This window comes from Bacillus sp. es.034 (genome assembly GCF_002563655.1).
GTDB lineage: Bacteria > Bacillota > Bacilli > Bacillales > Bacillaceae_B > Rossellomorea.
The window spans coordinates 1,565,344-1,587,228 of sequence record NZ_PDIY01000001.1 but is presented as its reverse complement, the minus strand read 5'-3'; the positions used below and the strand labels follow the sequence as shown (position 1 = coordinate 1,587,228).

The 21,885-nt window shown below is 44.7% G+C and carries 23 protein-coding genes; 12 read left to right on the top strand and 11 right to left on the bottom strand.

Annotated elements, in window-relative coordinates:
* Nucleotide 1: 1 nt before the first annotated feature.
* Nucleotides 2–1,057, bottom strand: coding sequence for a FecCD family ABC transporter permease (locus ATG71_RS07940; RefSeq protein ID WP_098439154.1), 1,056 nt, complete (start codon nt 1,055–1,057; stop codon nt 2–4).
* Between the two features lie 3 nt (nt 1,058–1,060).
* The gene (locus ATG71_RS07935; RefSeq protein WP_098439153.1) at nt 1,061–2,047 is read right to left on the bottom strand and encodes a FecCD family ABC transporter permease; all 987 of its coding nucleotides are present in this window, start codon (nt 2,045–2,047) and stop codon (nt 1,061–1,063) included.
* A gap of 228 nt (nt 2,048–2,275) precedes the next feature.
* On the opposite strand from ATG71_RS07935, the gene ATG71_RS07930 reads away from it, so the two are divergent.
* The 4 genes from ATG71_RS07930 to ATG71_RS07915 all read left to right on the top strand — a co-directional run bounded on the left by ATG71_RS07930 (nt 2,276) and on the right by ATG71_RS07915 (nt 7,117).
* A complete protein-coding gene (locus ATG71_RS07930) occupies nt 2,276–3,235 on the top strand; it encodes an ABC transporter substrate-binding protein (protein WP_098439152.1) in 960 nt (319 codons plus the stop codon).
* A gap of 167 nt (nt 3,236–3,402) precedes the next feature.
* The gene (locus ATG71_RS07925; protein WP_098439151.1) at nt 3,403–4,908 is read left to right on the top strand and encodes a spore germination protein; all 1,506 of its coding nucleotides are present in this window, start codon (nt 3,403–3,405) and stop codon (nt 4,906–4,908) included.
* Between the two features lie 17 nt (nt 4,909–4,925).
* Nucleotides 4,926–6,014 (top strand): GerAB/ArcD/ProY family transporter, encoded by a 1,089-nt coding sequence (locus ATG71_RS07920; RefSeq protein WP_098439150.1) that lies wholly within the window; start codon nt 4,926–4,928, stop codon nt 6,012–6,014.
* Nucleotides 6,011–7,117: a Ger(x)C family spore germination protein gene (locus ATG71_RS07915; RefSeq protein WP_286162952.1), complete on the top strand. Its 1,107-nt coding sequence runs from the start codon at nt 6,011–6,013 to the stop codon at nt 7,115–7,117. Before ATG71_RS07920 ends, ATG71_RS07915 begins: the two co-directional genes overlap by 4 nt.
* Before the next feature lie 41 nt (nt 7,118–7,158).
* Here ATG71_RS07915 and ATG71_RS07910 read toward each other — a convergent pair whose 3' ends face one another.
* A complete protein-coding gene (locus ATG71_RS07910; protein WP_286162951.1) occupies nt 7,159–8,220 on the bottom strand; it encodes an oxidoreductase in 1,062 nt (353 codons plus the stop codon).
* 103 nt (nt 8,221–8,323) lie between these two features.
* Between ATG71_RS07910 and ATG71_RS07905 the strand changes: the two genes are divergently transcribed.
* Nucleotides 8,324–8,623: a thioredoxin family protein gene (locus ATG71_RS07905; RefSeq protein ID WP_098439149.1), complete on the top strand. Its 300-nt coding sequence runs from the start codon at nt 8,324–8,326 to the stop codon at nt 8,621–8,623.
* 62 nt (nt 8,624–8,685) lie between these two features.
* On the opposite strand, the gene ATG71_RS07900 is transcribed toward ATG71_RS07905, so the two are convergent.
* Nucleotides 8,686–10,047: an esterase/lipase family protein gene (locus ATG71_RS07900; protein ID WP_179886494.1), complete on the bottom strand. Its 1,362-nt coding sequence runs from the start codon at nt 10,045–10,047 to the stop codon at nt 8,686–8,688.
* 196 nt (nt 10,048–10,243) lie between these two features.
* Between ATG71_RS07900 and ATG71_RS23330 the strand changes: the two genes are divergently transcribed.
* Nucleotides 10,244–10,384 (top strand): hypothetical protein, encoded by a 141-nt coding sequence (locus ATG71_RS23330; protein ID WP_179886493.1) that lies wholly within the window; start codon nt 10,244–10,246, stop codon nt 10,382–10,384.
* Between the two features lie 50 nt (nt 10,385–10,434).
* Here ATG71_RS23330 and ATG71_RS23325 read toward each other — a convergent pair whose 3' ends face one another.
* A complete protein-coding gene (locus tag ATG71_RS23325) occupies nt 10,435–10,587 on the bottom strand; it encodes a hypothetical protein (RefSeq protein ID WP_179886492.1) in 153 nt (50 codons plus the stop codon).
* Between the two features lie 110 nt (nt 10,588–10,697).
* Between ATG71_RS23325 and ATG71_RS07895 the strand changes: the two genes are divergently transcribed.
* A complete protein-coding gene (locus tag ATG71_RS07895; RefSeq protein WP_098439147.1) occupies nt 10,698–10,877 on the top strand; it encodes an H-type small acid-soluble spore protein in 180 nt (59 codons plus the stop codon).
* A gap of 62 nt (nt 10,878–10,939) precedes the next feature.
* On the opposite strand, the gene ATG71_RS07890 is transcribed toward ATG71_RS07895, so the two are convergent.
* The 5 genes from ATG71_RS07890 to ATG71_RS07870 all read right to left on the bottom strand — a co-directional run bounded on the left by ATG71_RS07890 (nt 10,940) and on the right by ATG71_RS07870 (nt 17,924).
* Nucleotides 10,940–12,099, bottom strand: a protein-coding gene (locus tag ATG71_RS07890; RefSeq protein WP_098439146.1) for an IS3 family transposase whose coding sequence is annotated in 2 segments (ribosomal slippage) — nt 10,940–11,820 and nt 11,820–12,099 — 1,161 coding nt in all. Because the reading frame shifts where the segments join, the coding sequence is not laid out codon by codon here.
* Nucleotides 12,100–12,216: 117 nt separating this feature from the next.
* A complete protein-coding gene (locus ATG71_RS07885) occupies nt 12,217–13,590 on the bottom strand; it encodes an alkaline phosphatase (protein ID WP_098439145.1) in 1,374 nt (457 codons plus the stop codon).
* A 139-nt stretch (nt 13,591–13,729) separates the two neighbouring features.
* On the bottom strand, nt 13,730–14,587 hold the full coding sequence (locus tag ATG71_RS07880) for a dimethylarginine dimethylaminohydrolase family protein (protein ID WP_098439144.1): 858 nt from the start codon (nt 14,585–14,587) through the stop codon (nt 13,730–13,732).
* A gap of 183 nt (nt 14,588–14,770) precedes the next feature.
* Entirely contained in the window at nt 14,771–16,351 is a 1,581-nt protein-coding gene (locus ATG71_RS07875; RefSeq protein ID WP_098439143.1) for a long-chain-fatty-acid--CoA ligase, read from the bottom strand.
* A gap of 133 nt (nt 16,352–16,484) precedes the next feature.
* Nucleotides 16,485–17,924, bottom strand: coding sequence for a DEAD/DEAH box helicase (locus ATG71_RS07870; protein WP_142953515.1), 1,440 nt, complete (start codon nt 17,922–17,924; stop codon nt 16,485–16,487).
* Nucleotides 17,925–18,015: 91 nt separating this feature from the next.
* Between ATG71_RS07870 and ATG71_RS07865 the strand changes: the two genes are divergently transcribed.
* From ATG71_RS07865 to ATG71_RS07855, 3 genes are all read left to right on the top strand, one after another.
* On the top strand, nt 18,016–18,468 hold the full coding sequence (locus ATG71_RS07865) for a hypothetical protein (RefSeq protein WP_098439141.1): 453 nt from the start codon (nt 18,016–18,018) through the stop codon (nt 18,466–18,468).
* Nucleotides 18,469–18,586: 118 nt separating this feature from the next.
* Nucleotides 18,587–19,138, top strand: a complete 552-nt coding sequence (locus tag ATG71_RS07860) for a flavodoxin family protein (RefSeq protein WP_098439140.1) — start codon at nt 18,587–18,589, stop codon at nt 19,136–19,138.
* 73 nt (nt 19,139–19,211) lie between these two features.
* Nucleotides 19,212–19,505 (top strand): hypothetical protein, encoded by a 294-nt coding sequence (locus ATG71_RS07855; protein WP_098439139.1) that lies wholly within the window; start codon nt 19,212–19,214, stop codon nt 19,503–19,505.
* 30 nt (nt 19,506–19,535) lie between these two features.
* Here ATG71_RS07855 and ATG71_RS07850 read toward each other — a convergent pair whose 3' ends face one another.
* Nucleotides 19,536–19,964 (bottom strand): MarR family winged helix-turn-helix transcriptional regulator, encoded by a 429-nt coding sequence (locus ATG71_RS07850; RefSeq protein WP_098439138.1) that lies wholly within the window; start codon nt 19,962–19,964, stop codon nt 19,536–19,538.
* 170 nt (nt 19,965–20,134) lie between these two features.
* On the opposite strand from ATG71_RS07850, the gene ATG71_RS07845 reads away from it, so the two are divergent.
* Both ATG71_RS07845 and ATG71_RS07840 read left to right on the top strand, forming a co-directional pair.
* Entirely contained in the window at nt 20,135–20,557 is a 423-nt protein-coding gene (locus ATG71_RS07845) for an organic hydroperoxide resistance protein (RefSeq protein WP_098439137.1), read from the top strand.
* 114 nt (nt 20,558–20,671) lie between these two features.
* Nucleotides 20,672–21,862: an NAD(P)/FAD-dependent oxidoreductase gene (locus ATG71_RS07840; protein ID WP_098441754.1), complete on the top strand. Its 1,191-nt coding sequence runs from the start codon at nt 20,672–20,674 to the stop codon at nt 21,860–21,862.
* Nucleotides 21,863–21,885: the final 23 nt, after the last annotated feature.

Below are 21,885 nucleotides of genomic sequence, written 5' to 3'. Positions count from 1 at the left end.
TTTAAGAATTTCTTGTTTTAAATAATAGATAGATAAAATACGGTGCACCGATCGCTGCCGTAAAGACACCGGCTGGGACTTCGAGGGGCAGGAAAAGTGTCCTGCCGATCAAGTCTGCCACCATGACGAGGATCCCTCCGATCAGGGCTGCAGTAGGAAGCAGCGCCCCAAAAGAAGAACCGACCATCCGCCTTGCCATATGGGGAGCCATCAAGCCTACAAAGCCGATTCCACCTGCAAATGCGACTGCTCCCCCCACTAACGCCGTTGACATGAGAAGGAGAAAGAACCGCTGACGCTGAACATTCCCTCCTACACTAGTGGCGATTTCTTCGCCTAGTTCCTGTATATTCAGCTGACGGGTAATAAAGAAGCTTAACAGGATAAAGACCAGGCTCCAAGGAAGCAGGATCCACACATCCTGCCAGTCAGAGCCGTTCACCGTACCCGTGATCCAGATATTTGCCTGACTGGCCCTGTAGATCGGGCCGAGTATCATAAGTAATGTGGTCAAGGCTTGAGTCAAAGCCGAAATACCTATCCCGATCAGAACGAGTCTGACAGGTGAGACCCCTTTTCGCCAGGCTAAAAAATAAACGAGAAAGGCAATGACTGTCGCGCCGGTGAATGCAGCAACAGGCAGCCATTTAATGCTGACCATCAACGTATTATCATCATTGCTGAAAAGGGTCAGAAAGGCGACGACAGCCGCTCCGGCTCCTCCTGTGATCCCGATGATATCCGGTGAAGCAAGAGGGTTGCGTATCATTCCTTGAAGGATTCCCCCGGAAACGGCTAACGCCATCCCGGCAAGGAGTGCAATGAGGATCCGCGGCAGGCGGAAGGACGTCACGACAAGCTGCTCCAAACTTGTCCCCCCTCCAAAGAAGACACTGATCACCTTCCATGGGGCAATCTTCAAGTCCCCTATTCCTGTACTCATGATCAGTACCAGAAATGTAATCAAACCCAGGATGGTTATTTTTTTGAGTGCAGAAAGATCGACGAGCATCGAGACACGGTCCTCGAGCCATCGTTTTCCTATAAATCGAGCCATCGGCTAAAACCCCTTCCTTGCCACATACACGAAGAATGGTGCTCCGATGATGGCGGTCATGACACCGACGGGCACTTCCTGGGGCATGATGATGTAGCGTGCCCCAATGTCAGCAGCCAGTAATAAGATCGCTCCGAGAAGTCCAGAGAAAGGAATCAGCCACCGGTGGTCCACCCCGATGATCTTCCTTGCTACATGGGGGATGACAATCCCGATGAAACCGATGGGACCGGCAACGGCGACAGAACCGCCCGCCAGGAGGACGACAACCATCAAAGCAAGAAACTTGATCAAGTTTGTTTTCAGGCCGAGCCCTTTCGCCACATCTTCACCCATGGCGAGGATATTCATCTTGCCGGCAATGAAGAGAGCAAGAATCCATCCAGCCACAATATATGGAAAGACCCCGCTCAATATGGAAAGACTTCTTCCCTGGACAGATCCCGCGAGCCAGAACAACACCTGCTCCAGTGCCGCTTCATTCAAGACAAGCAATCCCTGTGTAAAGGAAGAAAACATAGCGGTGATCGCCGCTCCAGCAAGGGTCAGCTTCATCGGCGTCAAGCCTTTATTCCCTGCAGAACTGATGATGAATACGCCGACCGCTGCAATGGCGGCACCAAGAAAGGCGAGCCACGTAAAGGATTGCAGGTTGGTTATGCCAAAGAGCGTAACCGCTACAACGACCATAAAAGCTCCCCCTGCATTGATTCCGAAAATCCCTGGAGATGCGAGAGGATTATTGGTCAATGTTTGCATCAAAACCCCTGAAATCGCAAGGGATGCACCGACTGCCGCCGCAATCAGCGCCCTTGGTAACCGGATTGTCTGAAGCACGATATGCTCCGTGGATCCAGTAGGGTTGGAAAAAGCCTCGATAGCCGTTTTCCAAGATGTATCCGTGTATCCGTATACAATACTGATGCCGATGCACAGGATAAGAATAAGGAATGTACCTATAAATAAAAGAAGCTTTTTTTGAATTTTCATTATGTGCTAACCTTTCTATTCCTTAAAGGGCATTTTAAGGAAAGGAAATCAATTGAGCCATTACGCTCTTAGTTCTTCCCTTTCTATTTTAAAGAAGAATAAAAGGAGCGTCAATGACTTTGAAAATCATTATCATTTAGGTATTGACATTGAAAACCTTCTCATCTACCATTATGAGTGTAAATGATAATCATTATCACCGATAAAATATATCAGGAGGATCTACATATGAAATTGAAAAGCTTACTATCCCTACTGTTGATCTCTACCCTTCTCTTTCTCGCTGCCTGCGGAAATAAAGAAGAAAAAGATGAGTCTGCAGGAAATGATACGAATGAAGAAACGTATACAGTGAAACATGCAATGGGTACGACGGAAATCAAAGGAACGCCAAAGAAAGTCGTTATCCTGACAAATGAAGGCACAGAAGCCCTCCTTTCCCTGGGTGTCACACCAGTCGGTGCCGTTCAATCATGGACAGGTGATCCTTGGTATGACCACATCGCTGACAAGATGAAAGATGTGGAAGTCGTCGGAACAGAGAGCGAACTAAATATGGAAGCGATCGCGAAGCTTCAGCCGGACCTGATTATCGGGAACAAAATGCGTCAAGAAGAGCAGTATAATCAACTGAAAGACATCGCTCCAACCGTGATGGCTGAAACGTTACGCGGCAACTGGAAAGAAAATTTCGAGTTGTATGCAAAAGCACTGAATAAAGAAGAAAAAGGCAAGGAAGTATTAGCGGAGTATGATCAGCGTATCGAAGATCTTAAAGGGAAACTCGGAGACAAGCTGAATCAAAAAGTTTCCATGGTCCGCTTTCTGGCAGGAGACGTAAGAATTTACCATAAAGACTCATTCTCAGGCGTGATCCTGGACCAGCTGGGTTTCGACCGTCCTGATGGTCAGGACGCAGAAGACTTCGCAGAAAAAGGTGTAACCAAAGAACGCATCCCGGCTATGGACGGAGATGTCCTGTTCTACTTCACATATGAAACAGGAGATGGCGAAGCGAATAAACTTGCTGAAGAGTGGCTGAACGATCCGTTGTTCAAAAATCTTGAAGTAGCAAAACAAGATAAGGTCTATGAAGTAAGTGATGCGATTTGGAACACTGCTGGCGGAGTCCTGGCGGCAAATGCCATGCTCGATGATATCGAAAAGTACTTTTTAGAACAGGAATAAACGACTCTTGTGAAAAGCCGGAAAGGGCATGCCCTCTCCGGCTTTTTTGTATGCTGATTTCCAGGGGTTGCTATACGTTTATTTCCTCTCCTCGCTTCCTTTTTCATAATTCTCCTTTTTTCGGTAACACTACAGGATAGACCATACATCGGACATGAGGGATTAGTATGTTTCCATTCTTTAAGAACAAGAAAAACAGCGATAAGAAAAGTAAGAAACAATCATATGAAAGCATGAAAAAGGAAGCGGAGAAATCTGCCGATTATAAACAGGCATTTTATCAGAATCCTCATACAGGGGTTAAATTCAGTCTGCACTTCGTCACTACGTTAATTGATGGAAAGATCCTGCAGGAGGACGTCCTCCCTTCATTACTTTCTAAGGATTTTCATTCATTCGATGATTTAAAAACACTGGTTCCAGTAATAGATATTCAAATTTCCACTGATGAAACCCAAATCGAGCAGAAGATCTATAACGGATATACGTTGCTGACAATGGACGCGACCAATCGAAAATTCGCCTTTATCGCTACTAAAAATGAGATGGGGAGGAAAGTATCCCAACCAGAAGTGGAGTTCAGCGTCGTTGGGCCAAAAGAGGCGTTTGTAGAGTCTCTAAGCGATAATTTAAATCTGCTTAGAAAGCGTCTGCCCGTGAAAGAATTGGTTATGGAAGAATTCAATATCGGAAAACTGACCCACACACGGGTTGCACTACTTTATATTGATGGATTGGCAGATGAATCCAACGTGGAAACAGTCCGCCAGCGATTACGCGATCTGGACTTCGATCAGATCATGGACAGTTCATTCATAGAACAGCTGATTGCCGATAACAGCAAATCCCCTTTCCCGCAATTACTGGATTCAGAAAGGCCTGACCGGGTCGCATCGGTCCTTGTGGAAGGTAAGCTTACAATCATGGTGGATGGATCTCCCCATGCATTGATAGGACCTACCACTCTCGTAGAATTTTTTAATGCCTATGAGGATTATTTTTTGAATTTTTCTATTTCCTCATTTCTTCGTCTCGTCCGTGTATTCGCAGTGGCGTTCTCCATTTTGATTACGCCTATTTATGTGGCAGCATTGACCTATCATTATGAACTCATACCGAAAGATTTAATGGCCACACTCATCACGTCAAGACAAGAGATCCCTCTGCCACCTATACTTGAAGCATTGTTTCTGGAATTGACGATTGAACTGCTTCGTGAAGCAGGGGCGCGCCTTCCGACCAAGGTAGGTCAGACAATCGGTATCGTTGGAGGGATCGTCATCGGGACGGCGTCAGTTGAAGCGGGGATCACAAGTAACGTATTGCTCATAATGGTTGCCCTTGCGGCTCTTGCTTCCTTTACAACACCTGTGTATCGGATGGGTAATACGATCCGTCTTTTACGGTTTCCCTTTCTGTTGTTCGCTCAACTTTGGGGACTATTGGGTATCGTCTACTGCTTCTGTCTGCTGATGGGTCATCTGCTACAGTTAACCTCTTTAGGCAGACCGTTTTTGGAACCCCTTTTCCCGCCAAGGGTAAAAGACCTGAAAGATGCTATCATTCGCTTCCCCTTTAATAAACAATCAGGGCGTCCGGAATATTTACGAACCCAGAAGCCGTCCAGATTCCGCCCGTCTGAAGGTAAGAAAAAGTTTGATATCGACGAATAATGGTTGGAGGTGATCAGATGCAGCCCATTCCGGATAGAAGAAAAATATCGCCCTTTCTCGTATTTTTTCTCATTCACTCCATTCAGGTGGGGGCAGGAGTACTTGGATTTCAGCGAATCATTTCGAAAAATGCGGGCTATGATGGATGGATTTCCGTCATTCTTGCAGGTATTTTCACTCACGTTATTATGTTCATAATGTATCAGATTTTAAATAGGGTCGAGGGAGATCTTGTATCTGCCCACACCCTGGCCTTTGGGAAGTGGCTTGGGAAAGTATTCAGTCTCTTCTTTGTCGTCTATTTCAGTTTGCTTGTCATTACCATATTGCGCACGTATATCGAGGTATTACAGGTGTGGATGTATCCGAGATTGAGTACATTCTTCTTTTCTTTGTTCTTCCTCATCCTTGTATATTATATTGTCAACGGCGGGGTACGGACCGTGACCGGAACGGCCTTTTTCGGTATCATCCTTCCAAGTTATCTCGTATTAACTTTCGCCTTCACCTTCAAGTATGCAGACTTTCGAAATATTCTGCCTGTCTTTGATCATTCGGTAAAGGATCTATTGATTTCTACCAAGAACATGTCCCTGACGTATTTAGGTTATGAATCCATCTTGATGCTTTATCCATTTGTGAAAGACGCAAAGAAATCCCAGAAATATGCACACTGGGCGCTTTCTACGACCACTCTACTATACACAATCTTAGCCTTGATTTCTTTTTCATTTTTCAGTCAGAAGCAGCTGGAAAAGACCGTCTGGGCCACTCTTTCCATGTGGAAGATCGTCGAAATGCCGTTCGTAGAGCGATTTGAGTATATCGGCATTGCCAATTGGTGTTTGATTATCCTTCCGAACGTTTGTATCGCCATCTGGTGTGCCAGCAGGATTTTAAAACGAATGACTCCTCTGAAGCACAGGCATACGTTATTGATCATCTGCCTTCTATGCTTATCCGCCCTTACGTTTTTTACTGACCGGAAGCTAGTGAATTTCCTCAATTCCGTATCAGGGCAAATCGGATTTTACATTAACTATTTTTACATCCCTGCTCTTCTGTTGCTTGTGATCATCATGAAGAAAGTGAGGCACAAACAATGAACCGTATTAGCATGATCGTTGCTCTTCTCATTAGTTTTATATTGTTAACTGGATGTGTGGAAAAGGAAATCCTGGACGACCTATATATTGAAACAGGGAAAGCTTATGACTACGTGGGAGAGGACAAGATCAAGGGAACTGCTTTGTTTCCCATCTACCTCTCTGATAAATCTATTCAAAACGGGACGTTGTCAGCAGAAGCCTCCTCTACCAGGGAAGTACTCGAAAAATTGGAAAGACGATCTCAGCAGCCTCTTGTCCGAGGTAGTTTGGACGTCGTTTTAGTCGGGGAAGAGCTTGCAAAGAAGGGAATTATCGATATCGGCGACTCCCTCCAAAGGGATGCCAGTGTCGGGGCCAGGCTTTATTTGACCGTTACGGAAGGGGAAGCAGGAGAGCTCCTCAAGGGAAACTATGGATTAAGAGGAAATGGGACATACCTTTCCAACCTGATCCAGCATAATATCACCCGGAGAGAACTTCCCGAAACCAACCTTCATATGTTCATTTATGATTACTTTCAGGATGGGCAGACACCTTATCTGCCCATCTTAAAGCAGCTGTCCAATGAAAGTGTGGCAATTTCGGGCATCGCGTTATTTGATAAAGACAAAATGGTCAAAAAAGTCCCTGCTAAGGATATGTTTTTCTTCAAACTGCTTGTGGATAAATATGCAGAAGGAAGTTATGTCATTAAAATGGGGAAAGAAAAGAGCCGTGGTCATGTGGAAAATTCCATCGAGGCTTCAGTAACCAGTCTCAAATCCAAGAATAAAATCATCGTCAAGCATGATGCAGACCCTGTGGAAGTGACGGTCCGTATAAGAATAAGAGGGATCATCCGTGAGTATACTGGTAAAAAATTGACGAACGATAAAGTGGTTGAAGTGGAGAAACAGATGAAAAAGGATATTGAAGAAAACGGGACGAGAATGCTGAAAGAATTCCAGGAGTTAGGCATAGACCCTGTCGGCATCGGACAATTCCAAAAGCACGGGGTACGAGGATTTGATTTCAAAGAATGGGAAGACAGCATTTATCCACGGGTCAAATTCAATGTAGACGCAAAAATTCAGATTTTGGAAGCAGGGACGGTGGAATAAAATATGGAAAAGGGCTCCCTGCGTGTCAGGGAGCCCTTTTTTCAAGTCATATTGATGACGCGTCCAGTTGCTGCACTTTCTTTGCATGCTTCGATTATCGTGATGACGTGCAAAGCATCTTCAGGGTCGACGGGTAGAGGAGCATTTTCTCTTACTGCCCCGTATACCCCCAGGTAAAATTGTGTGTAGTCCCCTTTTTCGGATGGAATGACTTCCGATGTCACCTCTTCACCTGAGATGGTTGTAAGGACGCCCCAATTTTCTTCGTCTTCGATTCCCCATTCTTTAGAAACAGGGTTCTTTCCTGCTTTAAGGTCATCCTCCTGACGATCCATGCCATGCTTCACAAAGCTTCCTTTCAGACCATGTACCTGATAACGGGGTCCCGGATCCAATACGATTGAACGTGAATACAGTTGAACCCTCATTACATCATATCCGAGGGTGATGAGGAAGTAGTCCTCTGCCTTTTCAGGATTTCGCTGCGGAAATACATCCGCCTGCACCCATTTGGGCTTCCCGAACAGGGTGAGGGCCTGATCCAACAGATGAGAGCCAAGATCATAAAGCACGCCTGCCCCTTCGATTTTATTCTCTTTCCACCTGTCCTTGATGGCCGGACGGAACCGGTCAAAATGCGCTTCGTATGTAAAAATCGATCCCAGCGTCCCTTCTTTCACCAATTGCTGAATCGTCAGGAAGTCAGCATCCCAGCGCCGATTATGGAAAACGGCGAGATGAAGTCCTCTTTCTTTCGCCAGTGCCAATAGCTCCTCCCCATCCCGGCTATCCGTTACAAATGGCTTCTCTACGATCACATGCTTACCGGCTAATAGTGATTGCTTGATCATACTGTAGTGAAGGTGATTGGGAGTTGTGATGACCACTAATTCGATGTCTTCTTGAAGCAGATCTTCAAGGAAAGGCACGACGGTCGTCCCTTCAAGATCGTTTACTACTTTTTCTTCATTGGAAGACATGACCGCTTCTATATGAAATTCCTCTAAATGAGAGAGTAAAGGACGATGAAAGCTTTGTCCTGAAAAACCGTATCCTGCTAAACCAACTTTAATGGGCTGCATAATGTCACCTTTTTCTTTCAAAATGTATTCTCATATTATCATGTACAAGATGAGACGAAAAATGATTCGTTTTACAATCAGTCTCTGTTTTGTTTAAAATAAGTGGGAAAGGGAGGTTATCATCATGCAATCAATCAAAAATAAAGAAACCTTTGACGATCTTATCACATCAACAGAGCCTGTCATCGTAAAATTTCATGCAGACTGGTGTCCTGACTGCCGTCGTATGGATATGTTCATTGATGAAATCATGGAGGAATTCAATCAATATAAATGGTATGACATCAATAAGGACGAATTCCCGGAAATCGCCGAGAAATATGATGTCATGGGCATCCCAAGCCTGCTCGTCTACAAAAACGGCGAAAAAATCGCGCACCTCCACAGCGCCAACGCCAAATCACCAGAACAACAGAATTTCTGAATACACTATAACGTCAAAGGTCCGTCCCTCTTTTCTCAGAGGGACGGACCTTTGTTTTTCATTTAATAGATATTCCCCTTTCCATCTACATAGACGGTCTGGATCATCGTCCGTTGGAAGTTGTTTCCCTGGGCCGTTTTCCCTTCCAGATCTGTGGTGATGTTATGGATTCCTTCTTCAAAGTCCGACAGCGGCAGAGATGAAAGGTCTTCAGATGTAATGAGTGTTGACGTTTTCTTCCCACTTTTCATTGGGATATGATGTATTGTATAGGTCTTCTTCACAGAAGGCTCCCCCATGGCCAAAGTGCCCGCGACATCACTCATTCCTTTTTGATGAAATAGGATGCTGACCATATAATGTTCTTTTTGAGCCGATCTTGCCTTCACTTCCCATCGTCCTGAAATTGGCTGTGTGAGAAGAATGGAATGATGATACGCTCCAGGGAAATACCCTGTAGCATCTTCAGCCAGATTCCACTGCATGTAAACTCCACCATCCGGACCTACCAGTTCATACACCGTATCCCGCTGGTCACTGATCCAGTCGACCGTAATACCCTCTATCCCTTCTTCGACGGAGAAACTCTCCGATCTTGCCCCCTCGAATTTTCCACCCCTGTGAAGGACCGACATATCTCCTTCCGAAGCCATTTCGCTCCCCACTGCATATGGAATATCCGTTACTTCATCCGTGTATAGATTCTTTAAATAGGGAAAAACATTGCTGCCTTTTTTTATCGTGCTGTGTGTCCAGTCCCTAACCGCCACTTCTTTGGCATAAGGAAGCCGGGAGCTTTTTACCAGCACGGCCCCGTCACTTTGACCGAACCGGCTTAAATACAACCCTCCCCAGAATAATTCAGAATAGGCACCTCCCCAGCCGGTGCCCCCGAATGTATAGATGGGGATCTCTTTCATAAGATCAGATCCGTCTGTCTCAGCCCGGAATCCTTTCATATAAGCGGTTTGCAATGAAAAGACGGCATTTGTCTTACTTTTCAACGCATCGGTCAGCCACCCCGCCCATTTACTGAAGGCAAGGTCTGCAAGCTCTGACCCATGATGGGGAGTCGAGAGTGTGATGACCCTTTTAACATACGCAAAAGCACCATGATGGACCAGTGCGGATTGAGTATCGATTCCACCTTTACTGTGACTTACAATCACAATTTTTTCATTAAAGTATTCATACATCTCCCGGAGCTTTCCAGCCAGCATCTCACCATTTCTCCACATATCTTCGTCAGGATGCAAGTCGATGAACACCGATTGATAACCGGCTCCACGGGTAATTGGAATCATATCGTTATCTGAAAGCCACGTTTCTGATGATGCATCAATCCCATGTATAAATAAAATCGGAAATCCATCTGTATTCACGGCTTCTTCGTCTATAAACCAATGGCCGGGTTTTATCTCCATCTGCCTTCCCCCTTTCACCTGCACAGCCATCCCTCCCTTTAAAAAGAAGTTCTTTCCTTCATTATCGTTTAGTCGTGGTACATTTTCATTATGATTGTTAAATACAGGAAGAAAGACATATATTCTCTTATCATTGAATAGTCTCCATGTCCTTATCGAAAACTAATAATCATCATACTAATTTGGAGGGATTCCTTTGACTAAGAAAAACAACCGGGGAAGCGAAAATCAAAACTCACCGAAACGAGGTACGACAGAGTTCGCAAGTGAAATCACAAGCGGTGACAACAGCCAAGGAAATAAGCATAATAAAGATCAGAAAAATAAAACGAAATAGCAAAAACCTGCCTGAAGCGAATCAGGCAGGTTTTTCTTTTGGAAAAGGGGTCACTTGTCTTCCTTTGAAATATTCACTGGGGTCATATTGGATTCAACATGAATATTCCGGGGGTCTTCCACCCTTTCCCCTCCTCCATATAATCGTTCATTTAATTCCATATTGGCTTCAGTAGCCGACATTTTCTCATCCTGCTTTTTCATACCATCATCCTTTCCCTAATAGAATTTCAATTTCCCAATGGAATTATGCGGTCATGGTTCTTCCAAATTGGGACACACTAATCATTGAAAAACGTTAGGAGGAATTGAATATGGACCAAAATCGTGTCAAACAGATTTTATCTTCTTCAGCCGACATCCAAGTTACATACAAGGATGCATCCGTTTGGATCGACTCTGTATCAGAAGACGGCAAAACGGCCGTTGTGCATCTCCGCGGACCGCTTGAAGAACGTTCAGAAGTAAGCGTTTCTGACTTAGAAGAAGTATAAATTAAGAAAAGACCACGTCGGGGGTGTGGAGTGACACAGTCAAATAAGACTAAATAAAACACCTAAGCTGCCATGACTCTAAACTCTATCGGAGTCTGGCAGTTTAATTTTGTAAAAGGTCGACAATAATTATAATAATACATGTACGATTCTATTTTCTTTCGTACTGTATGGGTAGTTAGTTTCCCTCGATCCAGAGGACTGAATTCTTCTGACTTTAAAGAGGAGTGGAAGGATTCAATGACGGCATTATCAAAGCAGTTTCCTCGTCGGGACATGCTTGTGATGATGCCTCTTTTTTTAGCGTCTTCCTGAAAATCATACGATGTATATTGAGAGCCTTGATCACTGTGAAGGATGCATTCAAATACATCACGACCTTCACACGCTCTCTTTAACGTATCTAGCACTAAAGCTTTATCTTGTTTATCACTAATGGTGTAAGCAAGAATTTCGTTATTATACAAGTCCATAATCGTTGATAAATATAACATTTTCTCACCATAAGGAAGATAGGTAATATCTGTAACCCATTTTTCATTTGGTTTAGATGCATGGAAGTTTCTGTTTAAGTAATTGGGCACGACGATTTTACTTTCCCCAGCTATATAGTTTTGTCTTTTCGGTTTAACACGGCACTGAATGTTAAATTTCTGCATAATTCGCTGTACAGTGTTTCGATTGATTTTAAGTTTGTGCTCTTTATCCAAGAGATCACGAACCATCCGGTGCCCAATGCGAAATTTCAAATCCTCACAAATATCAATGATTTTCTTCTCCAATTCTGATGGGCCCCATGCTTTTCCCCGCCAACGATAATAAGTAGCCTTAGCCACTCCAAAGCATTCACAAAGGGCAATAACGGTATATTTATGTTTAAACATCTCTACGGTCTGGACGAATACTTCTGGGACCACTTCCTTTCGATCTCCCGATACTTTCCCAACAATTCCTCACGCATTTCATAATAAGCGACTTTCTTTCGTAACTCGGCTAGTTCACTTTCATCATCAGGACCTTTCCCATAAGAATATTGTTTCCCAAGAGGTTGAGCCAAACGATGGGTCTCACCATTCTTGAACCATTTCACCCAGGTCTTAATCTGAGTTCGATTCTTAATCCCGAACATCTCCATTAGCTCTTGATTTGAATATTTACCTTCTAATTTTAAACGGACAACTTCTTTCTTAACTTCTTCTGGATAGGACATTTTATTACCCATAGAAAAAACACCTCCAAATGTAAATGAAATATTTACTACTTGAAGGTGTTTTATTCAGTCTCATATTATTAGGTCTCTCTAGTGTCCCAACATGGTCTTTTTTCAATCAGATTATTTCTAGTCTTTGATCTTCCCTTTGTTCTTCAATAGTTCAAAGATTTGGTTCGCTTGATCTGTATTGTCGATCAAACCGGCAAATTTTTCTTTTTGAGGTCCAAACGCGTACACAGGAACGTCGTCACCTGTATGTCCGTCCGTTGTCCATCCGGTACCTGAACGTTTATCGAAAATCTTCTCGATCGCATTATCGATTTCTGTTTGATCGCCTTTTTCAGCAGCTGATTTTACAGAAGCGACTTCTTCCTGTGTCAATTTAAGATCGATATTGTTCGCTAATGTTTCTTCAACTGACGCACCGTTTACGATTTGCTCTGCCATGTAGTCAGGTGTATGCTTGGCAGCTTGGATCGGAGCTGGATCCCAGTTGTATTCACCGTCAGAACCGATTGAAATGCCACCAGTGGAATGGTCAGCCGTCACGATCACCAATGTTTCACCATTCTCCTTAGCAAAGTCTCTTACTTTTTCAAATGCCTGTTCAAAGTCTCTCATTTCGCTCATAGCCCCGACTACGTCATTATCATGACCGGCCCAGTCGATCTGACTGCCTTCCACCATCAGGAAGAACCCGTCTTTATCGCCTTTCAAACGGTCAAGGGCAGATTTCGTCATGTCGGCCAGGCTTGGTTGTTTTTCATCACGGTCGATCATCTTGTCCATTCCGGATTCAGCGAAAAGTCCAAGAATTTGCTTGTTATCGTCTTTTTTAAGCTCATCTGCTGATTTCACATAGCTGTATCCGTCTTTCTTGAACTGCTGTGCCACATTACGGTCATCTCTCTCGAAGAAGTCCGTTCCTCCACCAAGCATGACGTCAATTTTATGCTTGCCATTGATCATTTCATCATAATAATCGTCCGCAATCGCATCTTCACTTTTGCGTGACTCTTCATGTGCTCCGTAAGATGCCGGCGTAGCATGTGTGATTTCTGATGTAGCTACAATTCCTGTAGACATACCGTTTTCTTTCGCCTGTTCCAGTACCGTTTTTACATTTGATTTATCATTATCCACTGCAATTGCATTATTATACGTTTTCACTCCGCCGCTCATCGCCGTTGCGGCAGCCGCTGAGTCTGTTACGTTTTCTTTTTCATCTTCCGGGTACGTCGTTTGTAGTCCGACAAGGTAAGGATCAAATGCCGTCTTTTCCATCTCCATCGTATCCGGATTGTCATTCATATAGCGAAGAGCCGTTGTATATGGGTTACCCATTCCATCACCGATCATAAAGATGACGTTCTTGGCTTTACCATTCTTTGATTCCTTGGCTTTCGCTTCTGTGTCGTCCTGATTCATTCCTATGACACTTCCAAGAGCTAATGAGGATACGACCGCCAACGGAAGGATCTTCTTCATTGATTTCTTCATTTTCCCTACCTCCTATAATTCGTAGTACATGTAGAAGCATAAAGGGGAAATATGAAGAATTATTTACGAAACGAATACAGGAGGGTAAAACTTATGTAAATTGAAAAAAACAGGCAAAAAGTCACCTGTTTCTTTCATTTCATTCTCTTATAAGGGGAAGCGTACAGCAGCGGAATGACCCGCCTGATTTAATGATTTCCGACAGGTCCAGTTCGATCACGTCAAACCCTTCCGCTCTGATCCGCTCATTTAATGCTTGGTTTTGGGTAAGACTGATGACCTTCTGATTTCCGATGGCTAATACATTCGGGCCCATTTGAAATTGTTCTTCATCGGTCACCGTGATGATATTATAGTGCTTCTTAATTGTCTCAAGATCCTCTTTCGAAAATGCCGGCGGATATACAAGTGCCCATTCACTGGAAATGATGGTGAACACACAATCCAAATGGAGGATGTCTTCTCTTAAAGGCAATTCATGTACTGTATAGGGTGTGAGCTGATTTCTCAGCGATTGAATCGCCAGCTGGTTCGTTCGTCCACTCACGCCGATCCAGACATTTTCCTCATCAACGAGGACATCCCCTCCTTCAATGGAATGAAGAAGTTCGTTATAAGGTACTTCATTCTCTTCCAGCCAGTGTTTGAGGGTCTTCACTTCTCCCCGCCTCACATCGGTATTCATCGACGCCACGAAAAACTGATCATGGATCGTGAAACCGATGTCTCGCGTGAAGACTTGTTCATTCAATTCAGATGATGGTTGAAGGTGAATCACCTCAGATCCATTTTTCTCCAATACGTCAACAAATCTTTTATGTTGGGAAACAGCTTTATCTATATCAATATTTTCTTTCAAAAAATGTTTTTGCGTTTCATTTATGATTTCATTGATTTGCATATTTTCGGGTGAAACCACGACCACTTTCTTTAACTTTCCATACTCATTGGTACAATTCGTTTTTGACTTTGGAACCAACGGGGAATTTAAACTCATCTTTACGCCCTCCAATTATCTACTCTTAAAAACTGCTTTTCCCTGTTATTATGAAGATAAAACGTCCTTTTTATAACTTATGCCGTCGAAGCTTTAACAGGGACGAGAAGCAGACAAGAGAGATGAAATAAGGGCATGTGCCCCCTACAAAGAAAGAAGCGTGCGGTTCGCACGCTCCTTTCCTTAATGAACCATCCGATCATGATTCTTCCAAAACTCTTTTCGGATCACCACTTTTTGAATCTTTCCCGATGCGGTCTTAGGTAATTCTTTCGCAAAAGTAATGCTCTTTGGTGCCTTGAAGTGGGCAAGCTTTTCTCTCGTAAAATCAATCAAGTCCTGTTCAGTTAATGTGTGACCGTCTCTTAGAACCACCACTGCATGGGGAACTTCCCCCCATCGTTCATGGGGAATGGCCACAACCGCTGCTTCTAGGACACCTTCATGTTCGTAAAGGGCTCCCTCCACCTCGATGGAAGAAATATTTTCTCCACCGCTTATGATGACGTCTTTCATCCGGTCGACAATTTCGATGTAGCCGTCTTCATCGACCGTCGCCATATCTCCTGTATGCAGCCATCCTTCCCTGATCGTCTGATTGGTTGCTTCCGGATTTTTATAATACCCTTCCATCACCGTATTGGTCCTCGTCACGATTTCGCCTATCGCTTTACCATTATGAGGCACCTCTTCCCCGAGTTCGTTGACCACCTTCACCTTACTCCCGATCATGCTGTATCCCGCTTTCGCCTTCAGGCGGTATTTCTCCTCCTTTGGCCGGTCCTGTTCCGAAGATCTTATTATAGAAGTCGTGATAAGAGGTGAAATTTCTGTCATCCCGTATACCTGGATGAATTCCCATTTTAGATTTTCCTCCACTTTCCGGACGAATGCCGGTGGAGGCGCAGACCCGGCAATGATAACCCTTACATTTTGTCCAATTGACCGGTCCCTGTCTGGATAGCTCTCAAGAAGCATGTTGAGAACGGTCGGTGCCATATGCATCACCGTCACGTCATGCTTCTCCACTTTATCCAGTATCACTTCCGGTTCGACTTTTCGAAGCATCACCTGGGTCGCACCGTTGGCCGTATAATAAAATGGTGACCCCCAACCGTTCACATGGAACATGGGCAGGACGTGAAGAAGCGTATCCTGATCCGTCACCCGTAAATGGTGCATGGACGATAGGGCATGCAGGTAATTGGACCTGTGGGTGAGTAGGACTCCCTTCGGATCTCCCGTCGTCCCACTCGTATAGAGAAGGGACGCGATATCCGTTTCTTCCAGTTCAATACGTTCGAAAGGCTCGCGGCCGAACGAACTGCGCCAACCTTCATAACCTGGGTGTCCGTCCCTCGATGTGCCGTGGATCACCACATGCTTCAAGTGAGGCACCTCTGAAAGAATCGGCTCCACCAACGGATAGAGCTCCTCATCGACAAACAGGGCCTTACTCTCACTGTGGGTGAGGATAAATTGATAATCGGCAGGCTTTAATCTGGTATTCAAAGGCGTCATGACCCCTCCGACAGAGTAGACGCCATAAAATCCTTCCAGCATCTCCGTCGTATTGGGCGCAAGATACGCCACCTTGTCCCCTTTTTCTATCCCGAATTCCATCAGTCCCCTTGCCAGTTGATTCACGCGGTCACCGAGCTGTTTATACGTCAAACGCTTTTCATCATCAATGATCGCTACCTTATCCCCGTATAACTCCATTGCCCGATCGAGAAAATCCGTTAACACCAATGGCACGTGCATATGTACATCCATCCCCTCTATTTATAAATCTTATATGGACTATATTAACAGATTCAGACTATTTATGTGAATATTCAGATATCATTACTATTTAAAAAAGCATGATGACTTTTTCGTCACCATGCCTTAGAGATTAGCGTCCTCTTCGATTCGAGGTGGATCTGCTGCCACTATTTCGTTGATTACCACTGTTATTTCTTCCAGCTGAGCTGCTTCGCTTACCACGGGAGGTACCCGATGATTCACCACCGCCGCGGCGGGGATTCGTGTCTTCACCCTTGGATCTTCGACTGCGTGACGGACCATCTTTATCGCCCGTCCTGGTTCTGCCACCCCGAGGAGACCTTGCTTTTCTCTCCTTACTCGCTTGTATATTTTTTTCCCGGCGATCCTTTGCACTTTCACTGGATCCTTTCATACGATTGGCGGTTTCTTTGGTAGAAACAACCTCCACCACCCGGCGGGGCAAGGAACGTCCGATGCCTTTCTCGATCGTTTCCAGGTCCTGCTTATCCTTCAGTGCAACAAAGGTGATGGCAAGCCCGTCTTTCCCGGCACGGCCCGTGCGTCCGATTCTATGGATGTAACTTTCCACATCTTGAGGGATATCATAGTTGAATACATGGGTCACACCCTCCACGTCAAGGCCACGCGCAGCAACATCCGTTGCGATAAGAAGCTGGAGCTTCGCGTCCCGGAACTTCTTCATCACATTTTCCCGTTTCGCCTGGGACAAGTCACCATGGAGTTCATCGACGAGAAATCCTCTCGCTTTCAGGTCTCCAAGCAGCTTGCTGACCCTCCTCTTCGTCCGGCAGAAAATGATGCCAAGGAACGGCTGGACGTCGTGAATCGTTTGACTGAGGGCATCCAGCTTCTCTCGATCCGTGGTTTCCACGATTTCCTGCTGAATTTCCTGTACAATCTTCTCTTTTTCACGGATCTGCACATTATGAGGCTGATTCATGTAGCGCTTCCCGATCTTGCGGATATCCTTGGACATCGTCGCTGAAAACAGGGCGGTCTGGCGGGTGAACGGCGTCTCGCGGATGATCGATTCCACTTCATCGAAGAAGCCGATATGAAGCATCTGATCCGCTTCATCCAATACCAGGAATCTCACATTTGAAAGATCGACTGTCTCCCGGCGCACATGATCAAGCAGTCGTCCCGGTGTACCGATCACGATATGAATCGCCTTGTTCTTCAGCCGCTTAATCTGTTTCTCCACATCCTGACCACCGTACACGGCTAATACATGTATATCATCTTCCACAGAAGAAAGGATTTGATTCAATTCAGCGGTTACCTGAATCGCAAGCTCCCTCGTCGGAGTCACGATAAGGGACTGGATTTCATCTTTTTCAGGATCGATTTTCGCAAGCATGGGCAGTAGAAACGCCATCGTTTTTCCCGTACCCGTCTGCGCCTGTCCAATCACGTCCTCACCATTTAATAATACAGGGATGGTTTCGCTCTGAATCGGCGTCGGTTCTGTTATGGATTGTTCTTTTAAAGCATTAACGTACTTAGGTTGAATTCCTAAGGAAGTAAAATCATTCAATGGGGTCACCTCTTTGATACCCATTATACCCGTAATCCTCTATAGAAAATAGGGCACTGTGTTATAATGGGAAAATCGTAAAATGAAATGAGGAATCACATTGCTGACATTTGAAGATAAATTAGCTCTCATAGAAGAATTTCCCGAGCTTACCCGCAAGGACGTTTCACTGAACCGGGTGAACTTCCACTTTGAAGACAGTCTCTATGAAAAAACGACCGTCGTCTATCACCTGCACCCGAACGGGAACGGGTTTGTTTACACAGGCAGTCTTCCTGACTATGAAGCCAAAAAAGGACTCGTGAATATCCGTGATTTTTCGGCAGATGAACTGCGGGGGATCATTCGTGCGTCGATTGATCACCTGGCAACGGAAGAAGAAGTCGCACCTCCCGTGGAACAATTATGGAAAGATGCAGAAGGGCACTCCCTCATGCTGATTGGAGAAGATGACCGCTGGAATATCTATGCCGGTGATAACCTGGAGGACAGCTTCGGAGGGTATGATGAAGCAGCGTTGTATCTGCGTGAGGAAGGGTTCCGGAGACGGTAGCATCCGAGGTTGCAGGAAGGATGAGATACTCATAACCATTAAGAATCCCATTACATGAAATTGGCATTAAAGGCTGTTGAAGCCCAATATAATGAATTGTATAAAGGAGTGTTCATCTATGAAAGTACTGGCCCTTTTAGGAAGCACACGAAAGAACGGAAACTCCGAGTATCTTGCGAAAAAAATCGTCGAAGGTACCGACCATACCATCGTCTCCCTTGCCGATCTTCATATCGAACCGATTGAAGACCTGCGTCACGCTGAAGGTGGTTTTCTCCCTGTCGAGGATGATTATGAAAAGCTGGTCCGGATGATGGAAGAGCATGATGTATTATTATTTGCAACTCCCCTTTACTGGTATGGGATGAGCGGTCCGATGAAGAATTTCTTCGACCGATGGAGTCAGTATTTGCGCGACGAGCGCTTCAACCTGAAAGAAGAGCTTACGAAGAAAAAGGCGTACGTGGTGATTACCGGAGGAAGCTCTGCCAAAATCAAAGGACTTCCCCTTGTACAGCAATTCAATTACATTTTTGAATTCGTCCATATGGAGTTCACAGACTATCTGATCGGTGCAGGCGTCAAACCTGGTGAGATCGTGAACGACACGTCTGCACTCGAGAAGGCAGAACGCTGGAACGCGCGATTTAAAAAAGATGCTCCCTCTTAAGGGGTCATCTTTTTTTGTTAAATCTCACACAATAAGGAAATAGTATGAACAAAACCCTTATTGGAGGCTTTATATGGATTTCCCTACCATTCACACAAACTTCTGGGATGCCGTCATTGCCATTCCCGTCATCATCCTGTTAACCCAGCTGATCAAAGTCTTCTTTAAACCACGTGCTTTTCTGGTACCGAATATCGCCGTCCTGTTCGGGCTTTTCATCTCGATCTTCATCAGCCACAGGGGCCATCCCGTCACGGGCATATTCATGGGCTTTTTTTACGGTTATGCGGCAATTGGGAATTATGCTTCTTTAAAGACTTCGGTGCTGGCTTTTCGGGGGGAGAAGGGGGAAAACGGGTCTCATTAAAATAAGGGTGACAGTAGTCACCCTCCTTTCTTAATTTTGCAGTTTATCGAGGATCGTCGTCAATGTCTGATCCAACTTCGAAAGCTCGTCACCATCCATCTCAAGCCTCTCCAATAAACGGGTCGGGACGCATTCTGCTTTCTCCTTCATCCCCCGTCCTTTATTCGTCAGACTGATGATGACACTTCTCTCATCCTCTGACGAACGCTTCCGCTCCACCAGTCCGTTCGCTTCCATCCTTTTCAGCATGGGAGTCAAGGTTCCTGAGTCCAGGAACAACTTCCTTCCAAGTTCCTTTACCGATATCGTTTCTTCTTCCCATAACACGAGCAAAGCCAGATATTGAGGATACGTGACTCCGATTTCCTCCAATAAACTCCGGTAAAGCTTCGTGATCTCCCTCTCCGCTGTATATATTTTAAAACAGATCTGGTTTTCCAATAAAAGTGGATCCTTCATACATGTCGATTCCTTTCTTGAACATACTAATTGTGATTATCATACAAAAAAAAGTATCAATTATCAAATTAAATTTCACACAACTTAATTGTTGACAACTTAAATGCAATCGTTTATAGTTATTTTTGCAAAGTTAAATTGTGCACAACTAAAAAAGAGGAGTGAAAGAAATGAATGCATTATACACAGCAAAAGCAACGGCTAAAGGTGGCCGTGACGGTAAAGTAACAAGCAGTGACGGAGTATTGGATGTTGCCTTGGGCATGCCAAAAGCTCTTGGAGGTTCCGGGGCAGACGGGGAAACGAATCCTGAACAACTATTTGCAGCTGGATATGCGGCTTGTTTCGACAGCGCTCTTAACTTAGTGGCCCGCCAGGAGAAGAAAAAAATCCAATCCAATGTAACGGCTGAAGTGTCAATCGGGAAGGATACAGATGGCGGATTTAAATTAGGCGTTGTCCTCTCAGTTGCCGTAAATGGTGTAGAAATGGATGAAGCCAAACAACTGGTGGAAAAAGCACATGGTGTATGTCCTTATTCCAAAGCGACAAACGGAAATATCGAAGTGGAATTGAATACTGAATTATTTTAACGCATCAGGATGGGCAAATGAATGCCCATCCTTTTTTTGATTTCACATGTTTTAATCTCCCCACTTCAAGGGAATGGAATAGGAATAAATTCATTACTCAATGGGGGCACCAGGATGGAATTACACAATGGTCAATTGTTTTGGCCAACGACATTAAAAAATAGAAAAGAAGATTTTGATAGAAAGTATGATGCAGTCATCATTGGGGGCGGGATGTCCGGGGCATTATGCGCCTATTCACTCGTCCAGGAAGGATTGAATGTCGCCATCATTGAAAAACGGACGCTTGCTGCCGGCAGTTCATCCGCCAATACAGGGCTGCTTCAATTTTCCAATGACGTCATGCTTCATGATTTGATGGATCAGATCGGAGAAGAAAAGGCGGTTCGCTTTTATTCCTTATGTTTGGAAGCAGTGGAGAATCTTGAACAGGTAGCGATGAACTTACCGGTTTCTCCTGATTTCATCCGCAGGAAAAGCATTTACTATGCAAGCACATCCCGACATGTTCCAAAGTTAAAGAAAGAATATAAAACCTTGAATGAGCACGGCTTCCCTGTGGAATATTGGTCTCGTAAAGAAATGAAAGACCGCTTGCCGTTTTCAAAGGCCGGCGCATTGATCACTCATGGTGACGCAGAAGTGAATCCATACAAATTCGTGAATGGGATATTTGATTATTTAAAAGAAGGAAAGCAAACAACGATTTTTGAAAATCTCGAAGCAACAAGCATAGAAGAACATTCTACAGGTGTAAATGTCCATACTCCTGACGGGATCATTCAAGCAACGCACCTGATCCATGCAACAGGCTATGAAACGCCACCCTTGAATAAGAAAGTCGGCTCAGACATCAACAGATCTTATGCCATTGCGACAGAACCGATTGAAGATTTATCTCAATGGGATGACAGAGCGCTCATCTGGGAGACAAAGCGGCCTTATTTATATATGCGCACCACGGTAGACAATCGCATCATTGCCGGCGGATTGGACGAAGACCCTGCTGAAGCGCCTCAAAATGAGAAGAAAATCGAAAAACGCGGAAAGCGGATTGAAAAAGAAGTACAGAAACTGTTTCCCGACCTGAAGATCAAGATGGACTATGCATGGGGGGCAAGCTTCGGGGAGTCCCTGGACAACATTCCTTACATCGGAAAACATCCTGAAAAAGACAGGATTTATTATCTGCTCGGTTATGGCGGAAACGGCACCGTATACAGCATGCTTGGAGCCAACATCCTGCGGGACCTTATCCTCGACCGTCCCAACCCGGATGCAGAAATCGTGAAATTGGACAGATGAATGATGGGGGACGGACCTTTATT

Coding starts and splice junctions, on each gene's coding strand:
- ATG71_RS07940 (WP_098439154.1), bottom strand. CDS start 1,057: ATGGCTCGATTTATAGGAAAACGATGGCTCGAGGACCGTGTCTCGATG.
- ATG71_RS07935 (WP_098439153.1), bottom strand. CDS start 2,047: ATGAAAATTCAAAAAAAGCTTCTTTTATTTATAGGTACATTCCTTATT.
- ATG71_RS07930 (WP_098439152.1), top strand. CDS start 2,276: ATGAAATTGAAAAGCTTACTATCCCTACTGTTGATCTCTACCCTTCTC.
- ATG71_RS07925 (WP_098439151.1), top strand. CDS start 3,403: ATGTTTCCATTCTTTAAGAACAAGAAAAACAGCGATAAGAAAAGTAAG.
- ATG71_RS07920 (WP_098439150.1), top strand. CDS start 4,926: ATGCAGCCCATTCCGGATAGAAGAAAAATATCGCCCTTTCTCGTATTT.
- ATG71_RS07915 (WP_286162952.1), top strand. CDS start 6,011: ATGAACCGTATTAGCATGATCGTTGCTCTTCTCATTAGTTTTATATTG.
- ATG71_RS07905 (WP_098439149.1), top strand. CDS start 8,324: ATGCAATCAATCAAAAATAAAGAAACCTTTGACGATCTTATCACATCA.
- ATG71_RS07900 (WP_179886494.1), bottom strand. CDS start 10,047: ATGGAGATAAAACCCGGCCATTGGTTTATAGACGAAGAAGCCGTGAAT.
- ATG71_RS23325 (WP_179886492.1), bottom strand. CDS start 10,587: ATGAAAAAGCAGGATGAGAAAATGTCGGCTACTGAAGCCAATATGGAA.
- ATG71_RS07895 (WP_098439147.1), top strand. CDS start 10,698: ATGGACCAAAATCGTGTCAAACAGATTTTATCTTCTTCAGCCGACATC.
- ATG71_RS07885 (WP_098439145.1), bottom strand. CDS start 13,590: ATGAAGAAATCAATGAAGAAGATCCTTCCGTTGGCGGTCGTATCCTCA.
- ATG71_RS07880 (WP_098439144.1), bottom strand. CDS start 14,587: ATGAGTTTAAATTCCCCGTTGGTTCCAAAGTCAAAAACGAATTGTACC.
- ATG71_RS07875 (WP_098439143.1), bottom strand. CDS start 16,351: ATGCACGTGCCATTGGTGTTAACGGATTTTCTCGATCGGGCAATGGAG.
- ATG71_RS07860 (WP_098439140.1), top strand. CDS start 18,587: ATGAAAGTACTGGCCCTTTTAGGAAGCACACGAAAGAACGGAAACTCC.
- ATG71_RS07855 (WP_098439139.1), top strand. CDS start 19,212: ATGGATTTCCCTACCATTCACACAAACTTCTGGGATGCCGTCATTGCC.
- ATG71_RS07850 (WP_098439138.1), bottom strand. CDS start 19,964: ATGAAGGATCCACTTTTATTGGAAAACCAGATCTGTTTTAAAATATAT.
- ATG71_RS07845 (WP_098439137.1), top strand. CDS start 20,135: ATGAATGCATTATACACAGCAAAAGCAACGGCTAAAGGTGGCCGTGAC.
- ATG71_RS07840 (WP_098441754.1), top strand. CDS start 20,672: ATGGAATTACACAATGGTCAATTGTTTTGGCCAACGACATTAAAAAAT.